General features: G+C 67.0%; 24 protein-coding genes, 1 tRNA gene and 1 pseudogene. 16 read left to right on the top strand and 10 right to left on the bottom strand.

Annotation, left to right across the window (positions count from 1 at the left end; genetic code table 11):
* The first annotated feature begins 1 nt into the window (after window position 1).
* From der to JOE67_RS02615, 3 genes are all read left to right on the top strand, one after another.
* On the top strand, window positions 2-1,522 hold the full coding sequence (gene der, locus JOE67_RS02625; RefSeq protein WP_204974027.1) for a ribosome biogenesis GTPase Der: 1,521 nt from the start codon (window positions 2-4) through the stop codon (window positions 1,520-1,522).
* Window positions 1,523-1,609: 87 nt separating this feature from the next.
* The gene (locus JOE67_RS02620; RefSeq protein ID WP_204974026.1) at window positions 1,610-2,680 is read left to right on the top strand and encodes a Glu/Leu/Phe/Val dehydrogenase family protein; all 1,071 of its coding nucleotides are present in this window, start codon (window positions 1,610-1,612) and stop codon (window positions 2,678-2,680) included.
* 76 nt (window positions 2,681-2,756) lie between these two features.
* Window positions 2,757-3,689, top strand: coding sequence for an NUDIX domain-containing protein (locus JOE67_RS02615; RefSeq protein WP_204974025.1), 933 nt, complete (start codon window positions 2,757-2,759; stop codon window positions 3,687-3,689).
* 44 nt (window positions 3,690-3,733) lie between these two features.
* Here JOE67_RS02615 and JOE67_RS02610 read toward each other — a convergent pair whose 3' ends face one another.
* From JOE67_RS02610 to JOE67_RS02595, 4 genes are read right to left on the bottom strand one after another with little or no spacing between them, the layout of a single operon-like run.
* Entirely contained in the window at window positions 3,734-4,102 is a 369-nt protein-coding gene (locus tag JOE67_RS02610) for an RNA-binding S4 domain-containing protein (RefSeq protein ID WP_239527956.1), read from the bottom strand.
* A gap of 8 nt (window positions 4,103-4,110) precedes the next feature.
* Window positions 4,111-4,779 carry a lysoplasmalogenase family protein gene (locus tag JOE67_RS02605; RefSeq protein ID WP_204974023.1) on the bottom strand — a complete coding sequence of 223 codons (669 nt, stop codon included), beginning with the start codon at window positions 4,777-4,779 and terminating at the stop codon, window positions 4,111-4,113.
* A gap of 20 nt (window positions 4,780-4,799) precedes the next feature.
* Entirely contained in the window at window positions 4,800-5,252 is a 453-nt protein-coding gene (locus tag JOE67_RS02600) for a hypothetical protein (RefSeq protein ID WP_204974022.1), read from the bottom strand.
* A gap of 31 nt (window positions 5,253-5,283) precedes the next feature.
* The gene (locus JOE67_RS02595; RefSeq protein WP_204974021.1) at window positions 5,284-5,868 is read right to left on the bottom strand and encodes a GNAT family N-acetyltransferase; all 585 of its coding nucleotides are present in this window, start codon (window positions 5,866-5,868) and stop codon (window positions 5,284-5,286) included.
* Between the two features lie 142 nt (window positions 5,869-6,010).
* On the opposite strand from JOE67_RS02595, the gene JOE67_RS02590 reads away from it, so the two are divergent.
* The 9 genes from JOE67_RS02590 to JOE67_RS02550 all read left to right on the top strand — a co-directional run bounded on the left by JOE67_RS02590 (window position 6,011) and on the right by JOE67_RS02550 (window position 11,704).
* Window positions 6,011-6,084 (top strand) — tRNA-Pro (locus JOE67_RS02590).
* Between the two features lie 155 nt (window positions 6,085-6,239).
* On the top strand, window positions 6,240-6,512 hold the full coding sequence (locus JOE67_RS15745; RefSeq protein ID WP_338041472.1) for a helix-turn-helix domain-containing protein: 273 nt from the start codon (window positions 6,240-6,242) through the stop codon (window positions 6,510-6,512).
* A gap of 4 nt (window positions 6,513-6,516) precedes the next feature.
* The gene (locus JOE67_RS02580) at window positions 6,517-6,702 is read left to right on the top strand and encodes a hypothetical protein (protein WP_204974020.1); all 186 of its coding nucleotides are present in this window, start codon (window positions 6,517-6,519) and stop codon (window positions 6,700-6,702) included.
* Between the two features lie 410 nt (window positions 6,703-7,112).
* Window positions 7,113-8,270: an adenine-specific methyltransferase EcoRI family protein gene (locus JOE67_RS02575; protein WP_338041471.1), complete on the top strand. Its 1,158-nt coding sequence runs from the start codon at window positions 7,113-7,115 to the stop codon at window positions 8,268-8,270.
* A complete protein-coding gene (locus tag JOE67_RS02570; RefSeq protein WP_204974019.1) occupies window positions 8,267-9,433 on the top strand; it encodes an HNH endonuclease family protein in 1,167 nt (388 codons plus the stop codon). The genes JOE67_RS02575 and JOE67_RS02570 overlap by 4 nt, the downstream gene beginning before the upstream one ends.
* A gap of 4 nt (window positions 9,434-9,437) precedes the next feature.
* On the top strand, window positions 9,438-9,950 hold the full coding sequence (locus JOE67_RS02565) for an SLATT domain-containing protein (RefSeq protein WP_204974018.1): 513 nt from the start codon (window positions 9,438-9,440) through the stop codon (window positions 9,948-9,950).
* Complete coding sequence (locus tag JOE67_RS02560; protein ID WP_204974017.1) at window positions 9,947-10,795, top strand: nucleotidyltransferase domain-containing protein; 849 nt, start codon at window positions 9,947-9,949, stop codon at window positions 10,793-10,795. The genes JOE67_RS02565 and JOE67_RS02560 overlap by 4 nt, the downstream gene beginning before the upstream one ends.
* 83 nt (window positions 10,796-10,878) lie before the next feature.
* Window positions 10,879-11,175 (top strand): hypothetical protein, encoded by a 297-nt coding sequence (locus tag JOE67_RS02555; RefSeq protein WP_204974016.1) that lies wholly within the window; start codon window positions 10,879-10,881, stop codon window positions 11,173-11,175.
* Between the two features lie 133 nt (window positions 11,176-11,308).
* Window positions 11,309-11,704, top strand: a complete 396-nt coding sequence (locus JOE67_RS02550; protein WP_239527955.1) for a hypothetical protein — start codon at window positions 11,309-11,311, stop codon at window positions 11,702-11,704.
* A 36-nt stretch (window positions 11,705-11,740) separates the two neighbouring features.
* On the opposite strand, the gene JOE67_RS02545 is transcribed toward JOE67_RS02550, so the two are convergent.
* The gene (locus tag JOE67_RS02545) at window positions 11,741-12,142 is read right to left on the bottom strand and encodes a VOC family protein (RefSeq protein ID WP_204974015.1); all 402 of its coding nucleotides are present in this window, start codon (window positions 12,140-12,142) and stop codon (window positions 11,741-11,743) included.
* A 74-nt stretch (window positions 12,143-12,216) separates the two neighbouring features.
* Here JOE67_RS02545 and JOE67_RS02540 point away from each other — a divergent pair, with 74 nt between their 5' ends.
* Window positions 12,217-12,720, top strand: coding sequence for a metallophosphoesterase family protein (locus JOE67_RS02540; RefSeq protein ID WP_204974014.1), 504 nt, complete (start codon window positions 12,217-12,219; stop codon window positions 12,718-12,720).
* A gap of 196 nt (window positions 12,721-12,916) precedes the next feature.
* Window positions 12,917-13,564 (top strand): annotated as a pseudogene (locus tag JOE67_RS15830) (DUF998 domain-containing protein); the annotation flags it as partial.
* Between the two features lie 65 nt (window positions 13,565-13,629).
* Here JOE67_RS15830 and JOE67_RS02535 read toward each other — a convergent pair.
* The 5 genes from JOE67_RS02535 to JOE67_RS02515 form a co-directional block, all read right to left on the bottom strand.
* Entirely contained in the window at window positions 13,630-14,328 is a 699-nt protein-coding gene (locus tag JOE67_RS02535; RefSeq protein WP_204974013.1) for an NAD(P)-binding domain-containing protein, read from the bottom strand.
* A 44-nt stretch (window positions 14,329-14,372) separates the two neighbouring features.
* Entirely contained in the window at window positions 14,373-14,633 is a 261-nt protein-coding gene (locus tag JOE67_RS02530) for a DUF7218 family protein (protein ID WP_204974012.1), read from the bottom strand.
* A gap of 113 nt (window positions 14,634-14,746) precedes the next feature.
* Complete coding sequence (locus JOE67_RS02525) at window positions 14,747-15,172, bottom strand: pyridoxamine 5'-phosphate oxidase family protein (protein ID WP_204974011.1); 426 nt, start codon at window positions 15,170-15,172, stop codon at window positions 14,747-14,749.
* Window positions 15,173-15,227: 55 nt separating this feature from the next.
* Window positions 15,228-15,662 carry a pyrimidine dimer DNA glycosylase/endonuclease V gene (locus tag JOE67_RS02520; protein WP_204974010.1) on the bottom strand — a complete coding sequence of 145 codons (435 nt, stop codon included), beginning with the start codon at window positions 15,660-15,662 and terminating at the stop codon, window positions 15,228-15,230.
* The gene (locus JOE67_RS02515) at window positions 15,659-17,899 is read right to left on the bottom strand and encodes an MMPL family transporter (RefSeq protein WP_204974009.1); all 2,241 of its coding nucleotides are present in this window, start codon (window positions 17,897-17,899) and stop codon (window positions 15,659-15,661) included. The genes JOE67_RS02520 and JOE67_RS02515 overlap by 4 nt, the downstream gene beginning before the upstream one ends.
* Before the next feature lie 80 nt (window positions 17,900-17,979).
* Here JOE67_RS02515 and JOE67_RS02510 point away from each other — a divergent pair, with 80 nt between their 5' ends.
* Both JOE67_RS02510 and JOE67_RS02505 read left to right on the top strand, forming a co-directional pair.
* On the top strand, window positions 17,980-18,345 hold the full coding sequence (locus JOE67_RS02510) for a hypothetical protein (protein WP_204974008.1): 366 nt from the start codon (window positions 17,980-17,982) through the stop codon (window positions 18,343-18,345).
* Window positions 18,346-18,382: 37 nt separating this feature from the next.
* Window positions 18,383-19,267 carry a GNAT family N-acetyltransferase gene (locus JOE67_RS02505; protein ID WP_204974007.1) on the top strand — a complete coding sequence of 295 codons (885 nt, stop codon included), beginning with the start codon at window positions 18,383-18,385 and terminating at the stop codon, window positions 19,265-19,267.
* The last annotated feature ends 35 nt before the right edge of the window (window positions 19,268-19,302 follow it).

Here is a 19,302-nt window from a genome sequence, read left to right as displayed (position 1 = left end):
CATGGCCGATGAAGAGTACACCGGCGCCCCCGACGATCTCGCCGAGAAGATGGCCTCGCTCGACGAGGAGTTCGCCGAGCAGCGCGCCACCGCGATGCGCGCATCGCTCAGCGACTACGAGCTGGAAGAAGACGACGCGGCGCTTCTCGAGGGTCTCACCGAGGGCGACGACGGCATCGAGTACTCGCCGGCCCTGCCGGTGGTCGCGATCGTCGGTCGCCCGAACGTCGGCAAGTCGGCGCTCGTGAACCGCATCCTCGGTCGCCGTGAGGCCGTCGTCGAAGACACCCCCGGTGTCACCCGCGACCGCGTGACCTACAAGGCCGAGTGGAACGACCGGCGCTTCTCGCTCGTCGACACCGGCGGGTGGGAACCGGATGCCAAGGGCATCGACCGCTCGGTGGCCGCCCAGGCCGAGGTCGCGATCGATCTCGCCGACATGGTGCTGTTCGTCGTCGATGCGAAGGTCGGCGCGACCTCGACAGACGAGTACGTCGTCAAGCTGCTGCGCAAGAGCGGCAAGCCGGTCTTCCTCGTCGCGAACAAGATCGACGACGCCCGCCAGGAGCCCGAGGCGGCTCCGCTGTGGAACCTGGGGCTCGGTGAGCCGCACCCCGTCTCGGCGATCCACGGCCGCGGAGTGGCCGACCTGCTCGACCTGGTGATCGCGAAGCTGCCGGAGGTCTCCGCTGTCGCGAAGGCCGAGATCGGCGGACCGCGTCGCGTGGCGATCATCGGCCGCCCGAACGTGGGCAAGTCGTCGCTGCTGAACAAGGCCGCGGGCGAGGAGCGCGTGGTCGTGAACGACCTCGCCGGCACGACGCGCGACCCGGTCGACGAGATCGTCGAGCTGGGCGGCAAGATGTGGCGCCTGGTCGACACCGCAGGCATCCGCCGCCGCGTGCACCTGCAGCAGGGCGCCGACTTCTATGCGTCGCTGCGCACCTCGGCCGCTCTCGAGAAGGCGGAGGTCGCTGTCGTCGTGCTCGACGTCTCGCAGTCGATCAGCGTGCAGGACCTGAACATCATCGACATGGTGCTCGAGTCGGGCCGTGCGCTGGTGCTCGCCTTCAACAAGTGGGACCGCCTGTCGGACGACGACATGGAGAACGCCGACCGTCGCCGCTACCTCGAGCGCGAGATCGAGCAGGACCTCGCGCACGTCGCCTGGGCTCCGCGCGTGAACATCTCGGCGAAGACGGGCCGTCACCTCGACAAGCTCGTGCCCGCGCTCGAGCAGGCGCTCGAGAACTGGGACCGTCGCATCCCCACCGGCAAGTTCAATGCGTTCATCGCCGAGCTCGTCGCCGCGCACCCGCACCCGCTGCGCGGTGGCAAGCAGCCTCGCATCCTGTTCGGCACGCAGGCGTCGACGCGTCCGCCGACGTTCGTGCTGTTCACGACGGGATTCCTCGACCCGGGCTACCGCCGCTTCGTGCAGCGCCGCCTGCGCGAGCTGTACTCGTTCGAGGGAACCCCGATCGTCATCAACATGCGCGTGCGCGAGCGTCGCCAGCGCTAGACGTCTCTGAGGCAGAATGGGGGCGGATGCCATGATCCCGGCATCCGCCCCCAGCCCGGCCCACGAGGCCCGCCCGAGGAGACTGCGATGACGCACACCCTGCCACTGCCCGACTTCGTCCACGAGCGCGTGGAGGTGACGACGGGACGGCGGAGCGGACTGTTCATCGCCGTCGCGCTGCACTCCTCGGTACTCGGCTCCGCCCTCGGCGGCGCGCGTCTATGGACGTATCCGCACTGGAGTGACGCGCTCGGCGACGCGCTGCGGCTCTCGGCGGCGATGACGCTGAAGAACGCGGCGGCGGGGCTGGATGCCGGTGGCGGCAAGTCGGTGATCGGGCTCGCGCCCGGCGAGACTCTCGACGCCGATCGTCGTCGCGATGCGTTCCTCGACCTCGGCGATGCGGTCGAGCTGATGGGCGGCCTGTACCGCACCGCGGAAGACGTCGGATCGACGACCGACGACATGCTCACGGTCAGCGAGCGCACGCAGCACGTGGTCGGCCTGCCGTCGACGGTCGGCGGCTCGGGTGAGCCCGCTGGTCCGACCAGCCTCGGTGTCTACGCCTCGTTGCAGGCGGTTCTCGAGCGCCTGACCGGATCGGCAGACGCTGCAGGACGCCGCATCACCATCTCCGGCCTGGGGCAGGTGGGCGGACGCCTGGCATCCCGGCTCGCCGAGCAGGGCGCGCAGCTGACCGTCACCGACATCAACCCCGCGCGACGTGCGTTCGCTGATGAGATCGGCGCCACGTGGGTGGAGCCGGGCACCGAGCACCTCGTCGCGGGGGACGTCTTCGTGCCGGCAGGCATCGGCGGCGTGCTGACCGACGAGGTCATCGATGCGCTCGACGTGCAGGCCGTGTGCGGTCCGGCCAACAACCCGCTCGCCGACCGTTCCGGCGCCGACCGCCTCGCGCAGCGCGGGGTGCTGTATGCGCCCGACTTCGTCGTGAACGCCGGTGGCGTGATCTACCTCGACCTCGAAGCCAAGCGCATCGGGTCGAGCGAAGAGATCATGCAGCGCGTGGCCGGCATCGGCGACACCGTGCGGCGGATCCTCGACGATGCCGAGAGCCGTGGGGTGACGCCTCTGCTCGCCGCGGAGGAGCTCGCGGCTTCGCGTCTGCGGTCCGGAGCGGCGGTCGGCGCACGCTGACCTTCCGCCACACGTTCCGCGATCCGCTTCGCCATCCGCTGCGCCGGTGGGCGTCGAGGCATGAAAGGCTGGGGGAGTGACGATCGTTCCCCCGGCCCCTGACGAGCCTCGACGCCCGCTCGGGCCGCAGGATCCGGGAGACGCCTGGGTTCTCGCGCCGACCGGTGAGAAGTACTGGGGTCGCTTCGGCGCCGCCGGGGTTCTCGCGGTCGATCCGCAGCGCGGCGTGCTGCTGCAGCATCGCGTCGGGTGGAGCCACTTCGGCGGCACCTGGGGCATCCCGGGCGGAGCCCTGCATCAAGACGAGTCGCCGCTCGACGGCGCTCTGCGTGAGGCGCAGGAGGAGGCCGGCATTCCGGACGGCGCGCTGCACGCGCGGTTCGCTCGGGTGCTGGATCTCGAGATCTGGTCGTACACGACGGTCGTCGCAGACGTGCTCGCACCCTTCGACCCGGTGATCAGCGATCCCGAGAGCCTCGCCCTCGAGTGGGTGCCGGTCAATGAGGTCGACCAGCGGCCGCTGCACCCCGGGTTCGCCGACTCGTGGCCACTGCTGCGGTCGCTGCTGACGGAGCATCCCGCAATCGTGGTGGATGCCGCGAACGTCGTCGGCTCGGTCCCGGACGGCTGGTGGAAAGACCGCGCGGGCGCCGCGTCGCGTCTGCATGCCCGGCTCTCAGAATGGGCCGCGGGCGGAGTGCAGGCCGCCGGGCTCGGCCTCGAGGCCGACCGCTGGTTCCCGCCGGTGTCGATGGTCGTGGAGGGCGCTGCCCGCGCGATTCCGGATGCCGAGCAGCAGCAGCAGACGCACGGCGCCCGCGTCGCCATCGTGCGGGCGGACGGCGCCGGCGACGACGCCATCGTCGAGGAGGCGCGGCGCCTCGTCGGCGACGGTGCCGATGTCACCGCCGTGACGAGTGACCGCGAACTCGTGCTGCGTCTCGAAGAGGCGGGCGCGAGGGTCGTGTCCTCCGGCTGGCTGCTTCGCCAGCTGGATGCCCGCGGCTGAGCGCAGCCCAGCGTCGGATGCGTCTCAGCGGGCGCGGCTCGGACTCAGTCGTCGTGCGGATCCCGCCCGCGCAGCCGGTCGATCTCCCGCCGCTCGCGCTTGGTGGGTCTTCCGGCACCGCGGTCGCGGACTGCGAGCATCGCCGACGGCTCGCGCGCGGGAGTGCGGTCCTCGTAGGCGGTGACGGCGACCGGGGCGCCGACCCGCTTCGACAGGGTCTGCTTCACGATGAGGATGCGGTCGAACCCCGACATCCGCACTCTCACCTCGTCGCCGGGTTTGACCGTCTGCGCTGCCTTGGTGCGCTCACCGCCCACCCGAACATGCCCGGCGCGGCAGGCTGTGGTGGCCGCCGAGCGGGTCTTGTAGATGCGGATCGCCCAGAGCCAGCTGTCGACGCGCACGGGTTTCATAGCATCCATCATCCGACCTCTGCCTTTCGCAGCGCACGGATCACGCCGGCGATGATGAGCCCCTGGCCGAGGGTGTAGGTGAGCATCACGGCCGGGCTCGTCCAGGCGGGCATCATGTCGGGCAGGAAGAGGCGGAACGCGAGGATCGAATCGCTGGCGAGGAAGAACGCCCCGCCGGTGGCGATGGTCGCGTTGCTGCGGGCGGAGGTCGCCGCGGTGCCGGCGAGCACGAGGCCGTATGCGGCGACGGCGAAGAAGAGGCCGCCGATGTGCGGACCGAGGATGACCAGCATCCCCATCCACCAGACGGCATAGATCAGCGTCCACCAGGGCAGCCGGCGGCGGGCGGTGAGCCGCAGGAAGACGACGATGTAGGCGATGTGGGCGATGCCGAAGAACAGCAGCATCAGCGGCAGCTCGGGCCCGCCGGGGAAGAAGGTGCCCGCGCCGTCGCCGAGCCACGAGAACAGCAGTGCGGCGAGGAGCAGCAATACGGCGATGCGTGGTCGGAGCCGGGGTGCCGCAGCCAGCACGGGCACCGCGAGCAGCGGCATCAGCGTCAGCTTCGTCGGCGCGGCGAGCGGACTCTGCGCGGCAAGCGCGATCACGTGGATGATCGCGAGGAGGATGTACGGCGCCCAGACGGCGATGTCGAGCGGGCGGATGCTGCGGCGCATCCTCCCATCGTATTGAGCGGTCAGCCTTCGACCGTGACCTCGGCGACCTCGCCGTCAAGGTCGAGGTGCACCGCCGGCCAGTATCCCTCGGGGAAGTGCTGCCCGCACGAGTCGGTGAAGTGCAGCACGGTGGTGTCGTCGGTGATCTCGAGAGTGTCGAGCACGAGGTCGACAGCGCCCTCTTCGAGCTGAGCAGGAGTCGGCTCGCTGTCGCTGAAGTGGGAGATGACGGCTTCGGATGCCCGGCGACGGACGCCCCGGAGGTCAGCGACGATCGCATGTGCACGGGGGAGCAGCGCGCCGACCGCGTCGGCGTCGGCTCCGTCGATCATCAGCTCGAGCTCACGCCCGTCGATCGTCAGCGCACCTGAGTACCAGTCATGGATGACGACGTCGCCATCGTCGAGCGTGGTCTCGGCGCGCGAGAGGGTACCGAGTTCCGGGTCTTCGATGGTCGGGTACTGGGTGCTCATGGCGCCACCGTAGTACCTCGATGCGCTGTGATCAGTCGGCCAGCCCGCGCGTCACGAGTACTCGTCCTCCCGTCAGAGCCGGGCCGCGTTCGAATCCCGCGGCGAGGAACGTCGAGAGAGTGCCGTGGAAGAGGTCATTGGATCGGTGCGATCCGATCGAAGTGTCGACCGGATAGGCCTCGATCATCCGCGCGCCGGAGCTGCGGGCGTAGTCGAGAGCGGATGCCAGAAGCTCAGCGTTCAGGCCCTTGCCGCGGTGCTCTTTGCGGACGACGAAGCAGGTCACGGCCCAGACGGTGTCGTCGTCGAGCGGCTGCGTGGTGGCCGCTGCGATGGCGCGGGTGTGCAGGATGCGCTGCTGCACGGTGCGAGGGCCGACGCGGATCCACCCTGCTGCCGCGCCGTCGACGTAGACGATGAGCCCGGGAGCCGGACCTGCGGCGATCTCGTCGTGGAGCATGTCCCGGCGCTCGTCAAGGTTCGTTGTGTTCCAGACCTTGTTGCGCACGATGGGCCAGATGCACTGGCAGCTGCGCCCGTCGCCGCCACCCGAGAGCGAGTGCTGCACGTCGTCCCACCGGGCTATCGTGGCCGGTTCTGTGGTGATCGTCGCCATGGCAGGCACGCTACGCGGAGGCGCCGACATCGGCAACGGTCGCGGTGAGGTCCGGTTCGCCACGCCCGGGGGCGCCGGTTCGCGGTGGCCGATTCCGTCGGCTACGATAGTGGAGTTGCCCGCGCGAAAGCGCGGACTGCCACGGGCTGTGGCGCAGCTTGGTAGCGCACTTGACTGGGGGTCAAGGGGTCGCAGGTTCAAATCCTGTCAGCCCGACAAAAACCCCGATCAGAAGATGATTCCGATCGGGGTTTCGTCGTCTCAATCACCAAATGTCACCGCAGATGTCACCAGTAAGAGGCAGATGTCACCGCGACACGCCCGGCCTGATTTGAAATACGGTCTCCCAAGATAGCGCTCTTGATCGCTTTGTGCCTGCGTCAGTTGTTCGTTCGGAACCTGTCTACAAAGAACCAAGATCGCAGGTTCAATTTGTCTTTGCTCAGGATGCACGACACCCGATAGACACCCCGAGATCGCTCCGTGCTTCGGCCAACGCCGCCGTCTACCTCAGCGTCGGCTACTCGACCCTGAAGAAGTGGCGCTCCGAGGGCAGGGGCCCGAAGTACGCCAAGATCGGTGGCCCGGTGCTCTACAGGCCGACCGACCTCGACGCGTTTGTCGAGTCCAAGCTGGTGGCCTGATCATGTGGACATCGACCTCAGGGCGATCACAGGCCCTCCGTTCACTGCAGAGCTCGACTTGGCTGCCAAGCAGTACGCGGCCCGCGTGGTCGGCGAGATGCTCGCCGAGGAACCGGGCCTCACCGCTTCCGAGCTGCACCGGGCGCTCGTCGAGAAGGCCGAGCAGGCAGAAGCTGCTGCTCGCCGTTAGAGCACAAGACCCCTGCAGGTTCGCCTGCAGGGGTCTTGCAGCCAGCCCTCCAAAACTGACAACAATGTTGATCCGCTTCTTGGCTACCGTCGGTGGCATGGCAGAGATCGAAGACATATGGTGGCGGCTGGACGACGGAGTGCCCGTGGTGCTCACGAAGGTGGTGGGCGGCTTCGCCTACTGGAAGCCTTCGACGGCAGCAAGGGGCGTGTGCGAGAGCCCGCGTTCATCCGGGGCTTCCGTCGCGTCAGATTGGTGTGATGCGCGCCGGCGGTAGCCGCAGCCGTCGCTTCTCACAGTCGAGATGAAGGGCCAACGGTCAATGTCATACCCTGCCGATAGGATCGAGGCATCATCCGCGCTACCGTCCCCCAGGAGTGCGTTCATCGGTGTACCCAAGGCAGGCAACAGTGACCAAACAAACATCAAACTCGAGTCTCGCTGCCGCGAAGAACGCCAAGAACGACGAGTTCTATACGCAGTGGGCCGACATCGAGCGCGAGGTCAACGCCTACCTTGAATACGATCCTGACGTGTTCCGAGGCAAGGTCGTTTTGCTGCCGTGCGACGACCCTGAGTGGAGCAACTTCGCGAAGTTCTTCGCCCTGCACTTCGCGGACTACGGCATCAAGAAGCTCATCTCGACCTCTTACGCTCCGGACTCGAACCCCGCCGCGTTTTCCTACGAGCCCACGCTCTTCGAGCTGAACGATCCTCAGTTTGACGAGACGAAGACTCGAACCAACGGCAAGAAGTTCACGTTGGACAGCCACGATATCAATCAAGACGGCGTCATCAACATCGACGACTTGCAGTGGGAGTACCTCGAAGGCGATGGCGACTTCAGATCCGCCGAGGTCACCGCGTTGCGCGACGAGGCCGACATCATCATCACAAACCCTCCGTTCAGCCTCTTCCGCCCGTTCATCACTTGGCTGATGGCCAGTGGCAAGCAGTTCTCCGTCATCGGTAGCAATAACGCGATCACATACAAAGAGGTGTTCCCGCTTATCCGTGACAACAAACTCTGGAAGGGCGCGACAGCCAACAGCACCGACATGGTCTTCGGCGTGCCCAAGGGGTCCGAGGTGAGCGCTGCAGACAGGCTCAAGGCCGAACGCCTCGGGTACCCACCGGACGAGAAATACGACTTCACCCGCCTCGGGAACTCCTGCTGGCTTACGAACATCGACCACGGTCGACGCCACCAGCCGCTCCAACTCATGACCGAGGCCGACAACATCAAGTACAGCAAGCACGCTGGCATCCGTGGCGTCGGCTACGAGGCGTACTCGAACTTCGACGCGATCGAAGTGCCGTTCACAGACGCCATTCCTGCTGACTACGACGGGCTCATGGGCGTTCCCGTGACCTTCTTGGACAAGTACAACCCCGAGCAGTTCGAGATCGTCGGCACCAGCGACGGCGGCTTCGCAGCTGCTCTTGGAGTGACGCCTCTCGGGCCCGAGTATGCCGGCAACGTCGGCCGGACCAAGCTCGGGCTCGCGAGCACGAACAAGGCCGTGTTCAAGCGCATCCTCATCCGTCACAGGAAGGCCGATCAATGAAGACCGATCTCCAGCACTACACCGTCGAGCAGGTCGTCGACGGCTTCGTCTATAACGAGCTCGAGGGCAAGGGCCTCTTCGGCCTGGCAGGCAAGCTCGTGATCCAGCCCGAGTACCAGCGGAACTACATCTACAACGACGGCAAGAAGGACGTGGCCGTCATCGACTCGATCCTCAAGGGCTACCCGCTCGGGCTCATCTACTTCAACGTCGAAGGGGACACGCTCGAGGTGCTGGACGGCCAGCAGCGCATCACGAGCATTGGGCGCTTCGTTACCGGCAAGTTCGCCATCAAGGTCGATGGCAACGAGCAGACCTTTTCATCGCTGCCCCAGGATCAAAAGGACAAGATCCTCAAGGCCAAGCTCGATATCTACGAGTGCAACGGATCCGAGACCGAGATCAAGCAGTGGTTCGAGACGATCAACATCGCTGGCGTGCCGCTCAACAAGCAGGAGCTGCTCAACGCGATCTACTCCGGTCCCTTCATCACGGCCGCCAAGAAGGAGTACAGCAACTCCAACAACTCCAACCTGCAGAAGTGGCTGGCCTACGTGAAGGGCGACCCGAAGCGCCAGGGCGTGCTCGCTGTCGCGCTTGAATGGGCCGCCTCGTCGCAAGGCGTCACCGTCGAGAGCTACCTCGCCCAGCACCGCGACGACGACAACATCGCGCATCTGAAGACGTACTTCACCTCGGTGATCGACTGGGTGGCTGGCGTCTTTGTCAGCCCGCCCGACAAGCTCATGCAGGGTCTCGAGTGGGGCCGCCTCTACGAGCAGTACCACTCGACGTCGTACAACACTGCGAAGATCGACACCCGCCTGAACGAGCTTCTCAACAGCCCATTCATCAACAACCGCAAAGGGGCCTACGAGTTCCTGCTCAGCGGCGAGACCGAGCCCAGCCTCCTCTCCGTCCGCCTGTTCGACGACAAGACCAAGGCCCTGGCCTACAAGCAGCAGACCGACAAGGCCAAGGCAGACGGAGTCTCCAACTGCCCGCTGTGCGCAATCAGTGGCAACGCCAACAAGACCCGCATCTACAAGCAGAACGAGATGGACGCCGACCACGTGACAGCGTGGTCCAAGGGTGGCTCCACCGACCTGAAAAACTGCGAGATGCTTTGCGTGACGCACAACAGAGCCAAGGGCAACCGGTAGCGCCGTGGCTGACGAGGCGGCCGTCGAGCGTGACGCCATTCGCAGGGAGTTGTCTCGTATCCATGAGAGCGCGGTGCTGTCGAGCCAAGGTCAGTTCGAGGCCGCCAAGATGTGGCGCGCGATCCACTGGGGTCTGGGTGCGCTCACCGCGGCCTTGAGCACGACCGCCGCTGTGATCACATTCGCATCAGGAAGCCAGATCGCTTCTGGCGTACTTGCGGTCCTCGCTGCCATAGCAGTGAGCTTCTTGACGGGTATCCGCCCGGATCGTCTCGCAGAGCGCGCCCAGACGAGTGCGAACGACTACATCGCTCTCCGAAACAACGCTCGTCGTCTTCGGGACATCAGAGTGGCAACCGATCCACTTGCTGAGCTTCGTGAAGCGCTGGAGTCGCTGGCTGAGCAGGCCGCCAGCATCGACCAAGCAGCAGACGCGATCCCTCGCCGAGGATACCTCTTGGCCAAACGGAACATTGAACAGGACGGCGGTCAGAGCTTCGAGGTCGACGGCAAATGACTGCAGCAACTGCCGACTCGACACTGGTCTCGATCTTCCGCGCCATGACCCCGGACGAGGCCGCCCGGACCGCCGCTGCGACTCACCGAGCTGCAATCGAAGCCTGGCTCCGGGACGACCTGGAAATCGTTCGCATGCGCGAGACCGGCTCGTGGCACCATGGCACCGCGATCATCAACCACAGCGACGTCGACTATTTCGTCACGATGTCCGGCTCGAAGCCGACGAATTCGTGGGACGCGCTGGAACAGCTTCGCGCATCGCTCTCCAAGGGGCTGAGCAACTGCTTCGTGTCCATCGACCGCCCTGCAGTTCGGATCGTGTATTTCGATGGCACACCTGCAGTTGAGATCACTCCGGCCTATTTCCGCGAGACTGACGACTACGACATCCCCGATCCTGCCGGCACCGGATGGGTGCGTAGCAACCCAGCCGTGCACCTCGAGTACGTCAATGAAGCGCAGCGAATGACCGACGGACGCGCGAAGAACTTGATCAGGCTCGTCAAGACCTGGAAGGCCTGGAACCACGTTCCGCTCTCGTCCTTCTACCTGGAGATGCGAGTGACCCAGTACGCCCGTGCGAATCATCCCATCATCTATCCGTGGGACCTCCGGGACTTCTTCAGCGGCCTTTCCAGCGACGGGCTGCGCGATATGAACGACCCCACGAACTATGGCCGCAGGATCGGCACGGGGGCAACCGGGCTCACCGAGGCGTACGCAGCCAAGTACGACATCGACAAAGCTGCTCGTCTATCCAAGCTCGCCAAGTCCGCCGCGGACGACGATAATCACGCGACCGCGATCCGCCACTACCTCGAGCTGTTCAACGTGCAGGAATAGCGCCCCGAACCTACACAGCCAGAGCCGGAGGAAGAACGGGCGAGAATGGACACGGCTCCGTGCGCAGGGAGGAGGGACGACCGGTGACCGACAGAATCTACTACGAGAACCAGGCGGACTGGGCTCCTTCTGACTACTACGCCCTGTGGCGGTACTTCGACCGCCTGGCCGAGTACGTCGGTCCCACGCCGGCCCAGGCCCAGCGCCCCGAGCATCGTTCAGCCAGGATCCAGGCCCGTAAGGCCCATGTCCGCGACGAGGAGCTCGCCGCGATCGACCTGGCCCGCATGCCACCCGAGAGCCGATGGCTGCTCCGAGCCGTGCTGGTCTCGCAGCAGCGCTACGAGCTCGCGCGGGAGAAGTTCCCGTGTTGCTGCTGAGCTGGCTCGACGGGGGTGGGCACCGGCGCTCACTCGCGATGGACTGGAACGCACCGACATCCTTGCGGTGCGCGCAGAGGGCGGCGAACGGCGCCTTGTAGAGGTCCAGGTCAAAGCGGCGCGTGGAGCCCGGATGCACTCGATCAGCTGGCCGCTCGGCTCGAAGTCGCAGGCGCCCAGCCTTCACGAGCGGGAGTACTTCGTCATGGTCGCGATCCCGCACGACCTGCACGCGCATCCCCGCAACTTCGTCGTGCCGCGTATCCATGTCGCGGCGGCGGCGTGGATCGAACACATGAACTGGCTCACCCACCCCGACGCGTTCCCCGGAAAGCGCAATGCGCCGGTTGAACGCTCTCGCGTTCTCCTTTCCACCTTCGCCGGTTACGAGGACCGCTGGGATCTGCTGGATGTCGACCAGAGCGCGGCACCGGTGATGCTGCCCTCGACCTTCCGAGACCTCGCGCTCACCGAGCGCGTCGGTCTACCGCCAGACCACGAGTGGCGTGACGGGCTTCCCGAGTGGTGAGGGCTTCCACAGGTGAGCCCGCAGAGCGCCTCCCTATCACGGCGTAGCGAGCACCGAGATGACGTTCCCCGCAGGGTCCTTGAACCAGGCGATCTCCGGTCCCGTCGAACCATCAGGGCCCCCGCGGGCGATGCCCTTCTCATCCGTGCCGAAGTCGGGATCGGTGTAGATCTTGGTGACGACACCGCGGGCGTTCAGATCGTCGACGGCTGCCTCGACATCAGGCACCGCGAAGTTCAGAACGGTGTACGTCGCCGGCTGGTGGTCCGGCTTGTCGTACACGAGAAGCGAGCCGCCCTGCGGCAGGCCGATCTCGAGAAAGCCCATGGGGTTGCTCGAGACCTGCATGCCGAGCGTCTCGCTGTAGAACGTGCGGGCTGCGTCGAGGTCGTCGACGCTGAAGCCACTGAAGGCCCGCTCGGGGGTGAATGCGCTCATGAGTTCATGGTGCGCCTGCACCCGGCTCATTTCCACTGGTTCTCAAGAGAGCAGCATGGCCCATGATGGACTGCATGACGACGATGCTGCTGCTCGCCGACACGCACATCCCGGCACGGGCGAGACGCCTTCCGGGTGTCGTGCTCGAAGCGATCGACGGCGCGGTCATCGTCGTCCACGCCGGCGACTGGGTCGACGTCGCGACGCTCGATGAGATCGAATCGCGCGCCAAGCGCTTCTACGGCGTGTACGGCAACAACGATGGTGCCGACCTGCGTGCGCGTCTTCCCGAGATCGCGCGTTTCGACGTCGACGGCCGGCGGTTCGCGGTGATCCACGAGACGGGCGCCGCTCGCAATCGGGAGGAGCGCATGGATGAGGCGTTCCCCGACACCGACATCCTCATCTTCGGGCATTCGCACATTCCCTGGGACACCGTCACGCCCGCAGGGATGCGGCTGCTCAACCCCGGATCGCCCACCGATCGACGCAGGCAGCCCGTCTGCACGATGATGATCGTCGAGACCAACAGCCACGCCGTGGACGTATCGGTGATCCCCGTCGATCGGGACAGCTGACAAAGAACGCAACTCTTGTTCGCCTGAAGGCTGAAAAGCCGGGCATCCGTGCTCCGAGGCCGAGAATGAGTGCCACAATTCTGCCTGCCCCGAATAGGCTTCCAAGAAGCGGAGCGTTCAGAGGGGCTCCGCACTCGCTCCGCACCCGGACACGGTTCTCCCCGCCGTCGCCCGAACGCGGTGATCAGGCGGTGGGATGAGAGCCGATGCTCTGCTGACAGTACCGGTGGTGGTCGTCGTCGACGACGGCACACCGGTCATAGCAGAGCGAACAGAACGGTCTGAGCAGCTCGGACCGCCCGATCGCGTTCCCCGTCTGACGTGGGTGCTCTGCGCCGGCCTGCTGCTGTGCGGGTCGATCCTGGTATCGGCGGCGACGACCACCGACTCCAACTGGTGGCATCTGTACTTCAGCCGACTCGGCATGATGGGCGATTTCTCGAGCCTCGCGTTCAACGGCGGACTCATCCTCAGCGGGGCGATCATCGCCGGCTCGTCATGGGTTCTCCGGATGCGGCTGCGTGATCTGACCCCTCCGTCGCGCCGCGTCCGCGCCGCGACGCGACTCATGCCGCAGGCGATCACCGGACTCGGCGTGAGCCTGCTCTCGATCGGCGTCTTCCCGCTCTCGGTGGACCCCGTTGCCCATGAGTGGGCGACCAACGGCGCCGTTCTGGCTTTCGCCGTGCTGCTGCTCGCGCATCGCCTGCTGCTGTGGCAGCTCTCGACGGGCCTCCAGCGGTCCACCGTGATCAGCGCCATCACCCTGATCTCGGCACTCGTCGTCGTGAAGACCGGAGTGATCTCTCTCACGCTCTTCGAGGCGATCGTGTTCGCGATCATCCTCTGCTGGGTGCACCGGCTCGAGCACGTCGTGCGAGCCGCTGCGACCGCGCGTCCCGACACTGTTCAGGTGGGCAGCGCGCCGCCCCTCGCCCTGGCGACGACGATGCCGCGCCGTGAACGTGCGAATCCCGCGAGCATCTCCCGCAGTTCGTCGGCCCCGACATCGGCGCCGAACGCGTCGGCCCCCGGTTCGAGCATGATCCCGGATGCCAGAGAGCCAGCGATCACGGGGTCGAAACCGAGGTCATCGACCACACGCGACACCGTCTCGAGATCGGCGGCGGATTCACCGGCGATCGCGATCGCCTTGCGACCGGATGCCCCGGCGGGGCGTGCTTCGTCTTCCATGTCGTGGTACCCCATGTGCCCCAGCCCCTTCACGACCCGCGCGCCGGCGAGGTGCCGCTGAACCAGCTCGCTCGTCGAGGTGCGAGGATCGTCGAGGTCGGGCCTGTCGCCGTCGGCGCCCCACCAGTAGTTCATGGCGTCGATCACGAGCATCCCGCGCATTTGCTCTGCCGGCAGCGTCAGGTAGCTGCCGAGCGGGAGGGCGAGCACGACAGCATCCGCCCGTGCACCGAGCTCTGACACGGTGACCGCCTCGGCGCCGATCGCCGCCATCGCCCTGGCTATCGGGGCGGGGTCACCCGAGCGCGCGATGAGCACGCGGTATCCGGCATCCACCGCCAGCGCCGCGAGCACCCGCCCCAGCCGGCCGGCGCCGATGATGCCGAGCGTGCGGAGGCCGGAGGTGGGAGTCACCCCGTCATCGTACGGGTCGGCGGATCGGTGCCGGCTCGGCGTGCTCAGTGGTCGCGCAGCATCTTGATGATCTCGGCCTTGCGCTTGCCGGAGTACCCCTCGATGCCGAGCTCTTTCGCGCGCTTCTTCAGCTCGTCGACCGTCCAGTCCTCGTAGTCGCCCGATTCGCCCCCTCGGCGCCCCACGGTCGATCGGCCGTCTCGCGCTGCGGCGTTCGAGATGCGCGCCGCCTTCTCTTTCGATGCGCCCTCGTCGCGAAGCTTCTCGTACAGCTCTTCGTCCTTGAGCGCTGGCTGGTTCGGCATGGCCGCCTCCTCGGATCGTCGGATGTCGCAGTCAGCGACGAGCCCGACGATACGCACGCCTGACGACGCCTCGAACGGCCTTGACACCCGCAGACGCCCTGCCTAACGAGGCATCACGCCCAGCTCGCCTCGATCACCTTCGGCGGACGCTCACCCGCGTCGTACACGCGCACCCAGCGCACCTCGACGGCGACGACCTCGAATCCGGCATCCAGAGCCCTCGAGCCGGGGAAGCGCTCGCTGTACACCTCGCCGAGCCGCCATCGCTCCTCATCGCGAGCCACGCGCGCCCGCCCCTCGAGCTGCACCGACGTGTCAGCCCCGGTCACCGCGATGGCCACCTGCGGGCGCTCACGGATGTTGGCCACTTTCCGCGAATCGCTGGTCGCGTCGAACACGAGCACACCGTCATCGGTGGCGGTCAGCCCGACGTAGGAAGCCTGAGGTCCGCCGTCGGTGCCGATGCTCGCCACGACGCCCGATCCGCACACGCGGACGAAGTGCGCGACGGCGGCTCGATCAGACGCATCGATGGTCATGTAAGAACGGTACGCGCCTCGCGACACGAGAGCGAGAGGAACTTGCGACCACCAGTCAGAGAACCGCCCGCTCCCACGATTCCACCGGGCCGGGAACGACGGTGAACAGCGGGTGCGGCGTCGGCGACGCGGCGCGCCAGCGCACGGCATCCGACGGGCTCCGCTCCGCGAGCTTCGCACCGAGGTGCGTCCACTCCAGCGCGAGCTGTCCGTCCGTCACCGAGATCGGCGAGACCGGCGAGCCGGGGGAGAGGATACGCGTGCGGTCGAAGCGGTAGCCGCGGGCATCCGCCTCATCCGCGACGCACGCGAGATAGAAGCCGACCGATGCGAGCGGATCGGCTTGAGCGCGGAAGCGCTCGAGCTGCGGATGCCGGGTGTATCCCTTCGTGCGCCCCGCGAGCACCGCCTGCGCGAGCAGAGTCTCTCGCCAGTCCGCGACGAGCGCGGCCCGATCGAGGTGCGAGGGGTGCAGAGACCAGATCCTCACCGCCGGATCGTGCCATCCGCCGCTGCTGCGTCCTCGGCCGCCAGAGCCTCAGCCTCAGCCTCCGCCTCGTCGTCGCGTCGACTGAGCTTCGAAGGCCACCAGATCGCCCGCCCGATGTCGTAGCCGAGCGCCGGCACGAGAAGCGACCGGACGACGAACGTGTCGAGCAGCACACCGAAGGCGACGATGAAAGCCAGCTGCACCAGGAACAGGATCGGGATCACCGACAGCGCCGCGAAGGTCGCCGCCAGCACGAGACCAGCAGAGGTGATCACGCCACCGGTCACCGACAGGCCCCGAAGGATGCCCTCGCGGGTGCCGTGCCGCTTCGACTCCTCGCGCACGCGCGTCATGAGGAAGATGTTGTAGTCGATGCCCAGAGCGACGAGGAACACGAAGCCGAACAGCGGCACCGCGGGATCCGCGCCGGGGAACCGGAAGACTCCGTTGAACAGCAGTGCGGCAACGCCCATCGCGGAGCCGAACGACAGCACCGTGGTGAGGATCAGCAGAACCGGCGCGAGGATCGCGCGCAGCAGCAGCATGAGGATCAGCAGGATCACGCCGAGGATCACAGGGATGATCAGGTTGCGGTCGTGGATCGACGCCGTGTTGGTGTCGACCGCAGTGGCGGTGACGCCACCGAGCAGGGCACCCGTCTCGTCGAGATCAGCGCGCAGGCGGTCGACCGTCGCCTCGGCGTCTGCCGAATCGGCGGCGTCGGACAGTGTGCCCTGCAGCAGCACACGACCGTCGATGACCGTCGGCTCGGGGGCAGGGGTGCCTGGAGGGCCGAAGGCGGTGATGCCGTCTTCCGTGACCGGGGCGCTGCCGGACGGCGAGTCCTCGGAGGTCACGCTCACGCCGTCGATGCCGTCGTCAGCGAGCAGCACGTCAGCGGCATCCTGCAGCCTGTCCTCGTCGACCAGCACGTAGGCCGGGCTGCCGGAGCCGCCGGGGAAGTGCTCGCCGAGGACCTTCTGCCCGTCGCGCGCCTCGGAAGCGCCCAGAACGAGGTCGGACTGCGGCACGCCATCGGCATCGAGCTGCACCACGCCGACCGCGGCGATCGCGAGCACGATCGCCGTCGAGATCCAGATGAGGCGCGGGCGGCGCCGGATGCCGCGGGCGAGACGCGGCCAGAGACCGCGCCCCTCGAGCGGGCTGACCTCGGCGAGGCGCTCGGGCTCGTACTTCGGGCGTCGGGGCCAGAACGCCGTGCGCCCGAACAGGCCGAGCAGGGCGGGAAGCAGGGTGAGAGCGGCGAGCATCGCGAACACGATGCCGATGGCGGCAACGGGACCGAGCGTGCTGTTCGACTTCAGGTCGCTGAGCAGCAGGCAGAGCAGACCGGCGATGACCGTGCCTCCGGAGGCGAGGATCGGCTCGAACGAACCGCGCCATGCTCTTCCGACAGCGGTCCAGCGGTTCTGGGTGATGTGGAGCTCTTCGCGGAAGCGCGCGACCATCAGCAGCGAGTAGTCGGTCGCGGCGCCGATGACGAGGATGAACAGGATTCCCTGAGTCTGTCCGCTCAGCAGCAGGATGCCGAGCTTGGCCGCCCACCACACCACCAGCAGCGCCACGCAGAGGGCGAAGAGGCTGGTGCTGAGCACCACCACGGGCAGAAGCAGGGAGCGGTACACGATCACCAGGATCACCAGCACCGCGGCGAGCGCCACGAGCAGCAGGATGCCGTCGATGCCCGAGAACCCGGCGACGAGGTCGGCGGTGAAGCCGGCGGGGCCGGTGACGTAGACATCCACACCCGAGGGGACCGCATCGCGGAGGTCGCTCGAGAGCGCGGTCGACACGTCTCCGACATCGGCGTCGGTGTCGATCGGCACGAAGGCCTGGGCGGCGAGTCCGTCGTCGGAGACGATCACGGGCGAAGAGCCGTCCTTCACTCCCTCAGCCGTCGTCGCCTCGTCCAGTGCCGCGGTCAGATCGTCAGCGACGGCATCGTCGATCTTCTCCTCCGACGCGAAGACCACCACGGCTGGTATCGAATCCGAGCCGAGGAAGTCGTCGAGTGCGCGCTGCACCTCAGTCGCATCAGCAGAGTCGGGCAGGTATGCGGTGCGGTCATTCGACGAGACCTCGTCGATCTTGCCGAACAGTGGGCCGCCGAGCCCGGCGCCGGTCAGCCACAGCAGAATGAGCGCCGCCGACAGCAGAGCACGCCAGAGCGTCCTCGGCTTGTGCTGCTCGGTGCGAAGCTCGGCCCGTGTCGTCATGTGCATCTCCTCGTAGACACCTCCACGCTACCGGCGCGAAGAAAGGTCCCCGGAAGGCTTGACAGGCCTAGCATGAGGGCATGCAGAGAACACTCGTCATCTCGGCATCCGCGCCGGTGCCGAAGGGCAATCGCGTCGAGGTCGCGCAGACGGCGGACGGCACCGTTATCGCCGTGCGCGACATCGATCGCGGCATCCAGTACCAGGTGCGGGACGTGACCCGGGAGCGCATCGACGTCTGGCGTGCGGTCGTTCGCGACTGCCGGGTGACCGAGTCGGCTCGCGGGGCGAGCACGTCGCTGCTCGTCTCGTTCACCGATGCGGCATCGGCGGCCGAAGAGGCGCTCAGCGAGGCCGACGCGGCGGCCGCGGCGGCGAAGGCCGAATCGGATCGCTGGGGTGGAGCCGACAAGCGGCCCGCTCAGGTCGCCGATCGGTTCTGGTGATGGGCATCTGGACGCGGGTCGCCGATCGGTTCTGGTGATGGGCATCTGGACGCGGGTCGCCGAGCACGACGCGAGCCGGGCGGTGATCGCCGCCGCTGCCTCCCGTGTGCAGGCCCGGCGCCGTGCGGTGCAGGGCTGGGTCGAGCCCGAAGCCGAGCGGGGCGAGGTCTGGCACCTCGCCGAAGAGGCGGTGACGGTGTGGGCGATGCCGGATGCCCGTTCGGTGACCCTGCTCGACATCGATGCGCCCGCTCGCTACGGCGACGACCCGCAGGGCCTGCGGCAGCTGCTCGCCGAGCTCGCGGCTGCCGCCGGGTGGACCGGGAACTGGCGCTTCGGGGTGATCGACGGGGATCCGCTTCTCGCCTCTCTCACCGGGATTCCGGATGCCCGGCGCGTGGCGACCAAGATGCAGCTCGACGTGCGTGACGCGCCTGACCCGGTGGGTGTTGGTCTGCAGCCGATGGACGACGCCGACTACGCGGCCTATCGTGAGCACGCTGATGAGGAGTACGCGCAGGAGCGCTTCGCGGCCGGCGCCGACCCCAGCATCGAGGCGGCTCGCAACACGGCCGCCGCGCAGATGATCGAGATGCTGCCGGACGGGCCGCGTACCGCGGGGCAGCTTCTGTGGACAGTGCGCGACGATGAGGGCGAGCGCACCGGCATCCTGTGGGTCGCCATTCGCGACGGCTTCGGGTTCATCAACGACATCTCTCTCGACGAGAGCCGCCGAGGGCAGGGGATCGGCACCCAGGCGCTGCGCGCAGCCGCCGCCGAGATACGTGCCGCCGGACTCGATGTTCTGGCTCTCAACGTCTTCGGCAGCAATGACGATGCGCGCCGTCTCTACGCACGCGAGGGGTTCGCCGAGACCGAGACGCTGTGGACCGCTCCGATCGAGGTGCCGTCCGGAAGCTGAGCGCATCATCCGATCGGCCATGTCGATCTCGCCGG

Origin of the sequence: Microbacterium esteraromaticum, assembly GCF_016907315.1 — a bacterium.
In the GTDB taxonomy this organism is placed as follows: domain Bacteria; phylum Actinomycetota; class Actinomycetes; order Actinomycetales; family Microbacteriaceae; genus Microbacterium; species Microbacterium esteraromaticum.
Note: the sequence above shows the minus strand (reverse complement) of the source record. Positions and strands in the feature narration are given on the sequence as shown.

What these genes read in the sequence shown, in the direction of transcription:
- JOE67_RS02505 (WP_204974007.1), top strand. Translation starts at nt 18,383, where the DNA reads ATGGGCATCTGGACGCGGGTCGCCGAGCACGACGCGAGCCGGGCGGTG.
- JOE67_RS02510 (WP_204974008.1), top strand. Translation starts at nt 17,980, where the DNA reads ATGCAGAGAACACTCGTCATCTCGGCATCCGCGCCGGTGCCGAAGGGC.
- JOE67_RS02620 (WP_204974026.1), top strand. Translation starts at nt 1,610, where the DNA reads ATGACGCACACCCTGCCACTGCCCGACTTCGTCCACGAGCGCGTGGAG.
- JOE67_RS02610 (WP_239527956.1), bottom strand. Translation starts at nt 4,102, where the DNA reads ATGAAACCCGTGCGCGTCGACAGCTGGCTCTGGGCGATCCGCATCTAC.
- JOE67_RS02600 (WP_204974022.1), bottom strand. Translation starts at nt 5,252, where the DNA reads ATGAGCACCCAGTACCCGACCATCGAAGACCCGGAACTCGGTACCCTC.
- der (WP_204974027.1), top strand. Translation starts at nt 2, where the DNA reads ATGGCCGATGAAGAGTACACCGGCGCCCCCGACGATCTCGCCGAGAAG.
- JOE67_RS02525 (WP_204974011.1), bottom strand. Translation starts at nt 15,172, where the DNA reads ATGACCATCGATGCGTCTGATCGAGCCGCCGTCGCGCACTTCGTCCGC.
- JOE67_RS02550 (WP_239527955.1), top strand. Translation starts at nt 11,309, where the DNA reads ATGCACTCGATCAGCTGGCCGCTCGGCTCGAAGTCGCAGGCGCCCAGC.
- JOE67_RS02545 (WP_204974015.1), bottom strand. Translation starts at nt 12,142, where the DNA reads ATGAGCGCATTCACCCCCGAGCGGGCCTTCAGTGGCTTCAGCGTCGAC.
- JOE67_RS02560 (WP_204974017.1), top strand. Translation starts at nt 9,947, where the DNA reads ATGACTGCAGCAACTGCCGACTCGACACTGGTCTCGATCTTCCGCGCC.
- JOE67_RS02540 (WP_204974014.1), top strand. Translation starts at nt 12,217, where the DNA reads ATGACGACGATGCTGCTGCTCGCCGACACGCACATCCCGGCACGGGCG.
- JOE67_RS02595 (WP_204974021.1), bottom strand. Translation starts at nt 5,868, where the DNA reads ATGGCGACGATCACCACAGAACCGGCCACGATAGCCCGGTGGGACGAC.
- JOE67_RS02515 (WP_204974009.1), bottom strand. Translation starts at nt 17,899, where the DNA reads ATGACGACACGGGCCGAGCTTCGCACCGAGCAGCACAAGCCGAGGACG.
- JOE67_RS02570 (WP_204974019.1), top strand. Translation starts at nt 8,267, where the DNA reads ATGAAGACCGATCTCCAGCACTACACCGTCGAGCAGGTCGTCGACGGC.
- JOE67_RS02530 (WP_204974012.1), bottom strand. Translation starts at nt 14,633, where the DNA reads ATGCCGAACCAGCCAGCGCTCAAGGACGAAGAGCTGTACGAGAAGCTT.
- JOE67_RS02605 (WP_204974023.1), bottom strand. Translation starts at nt 4,779, where the DNA reads ATGCGCCGCAGCATCCGCCCGCTCGACATCGCCGTCTGGGCGCCGTAC.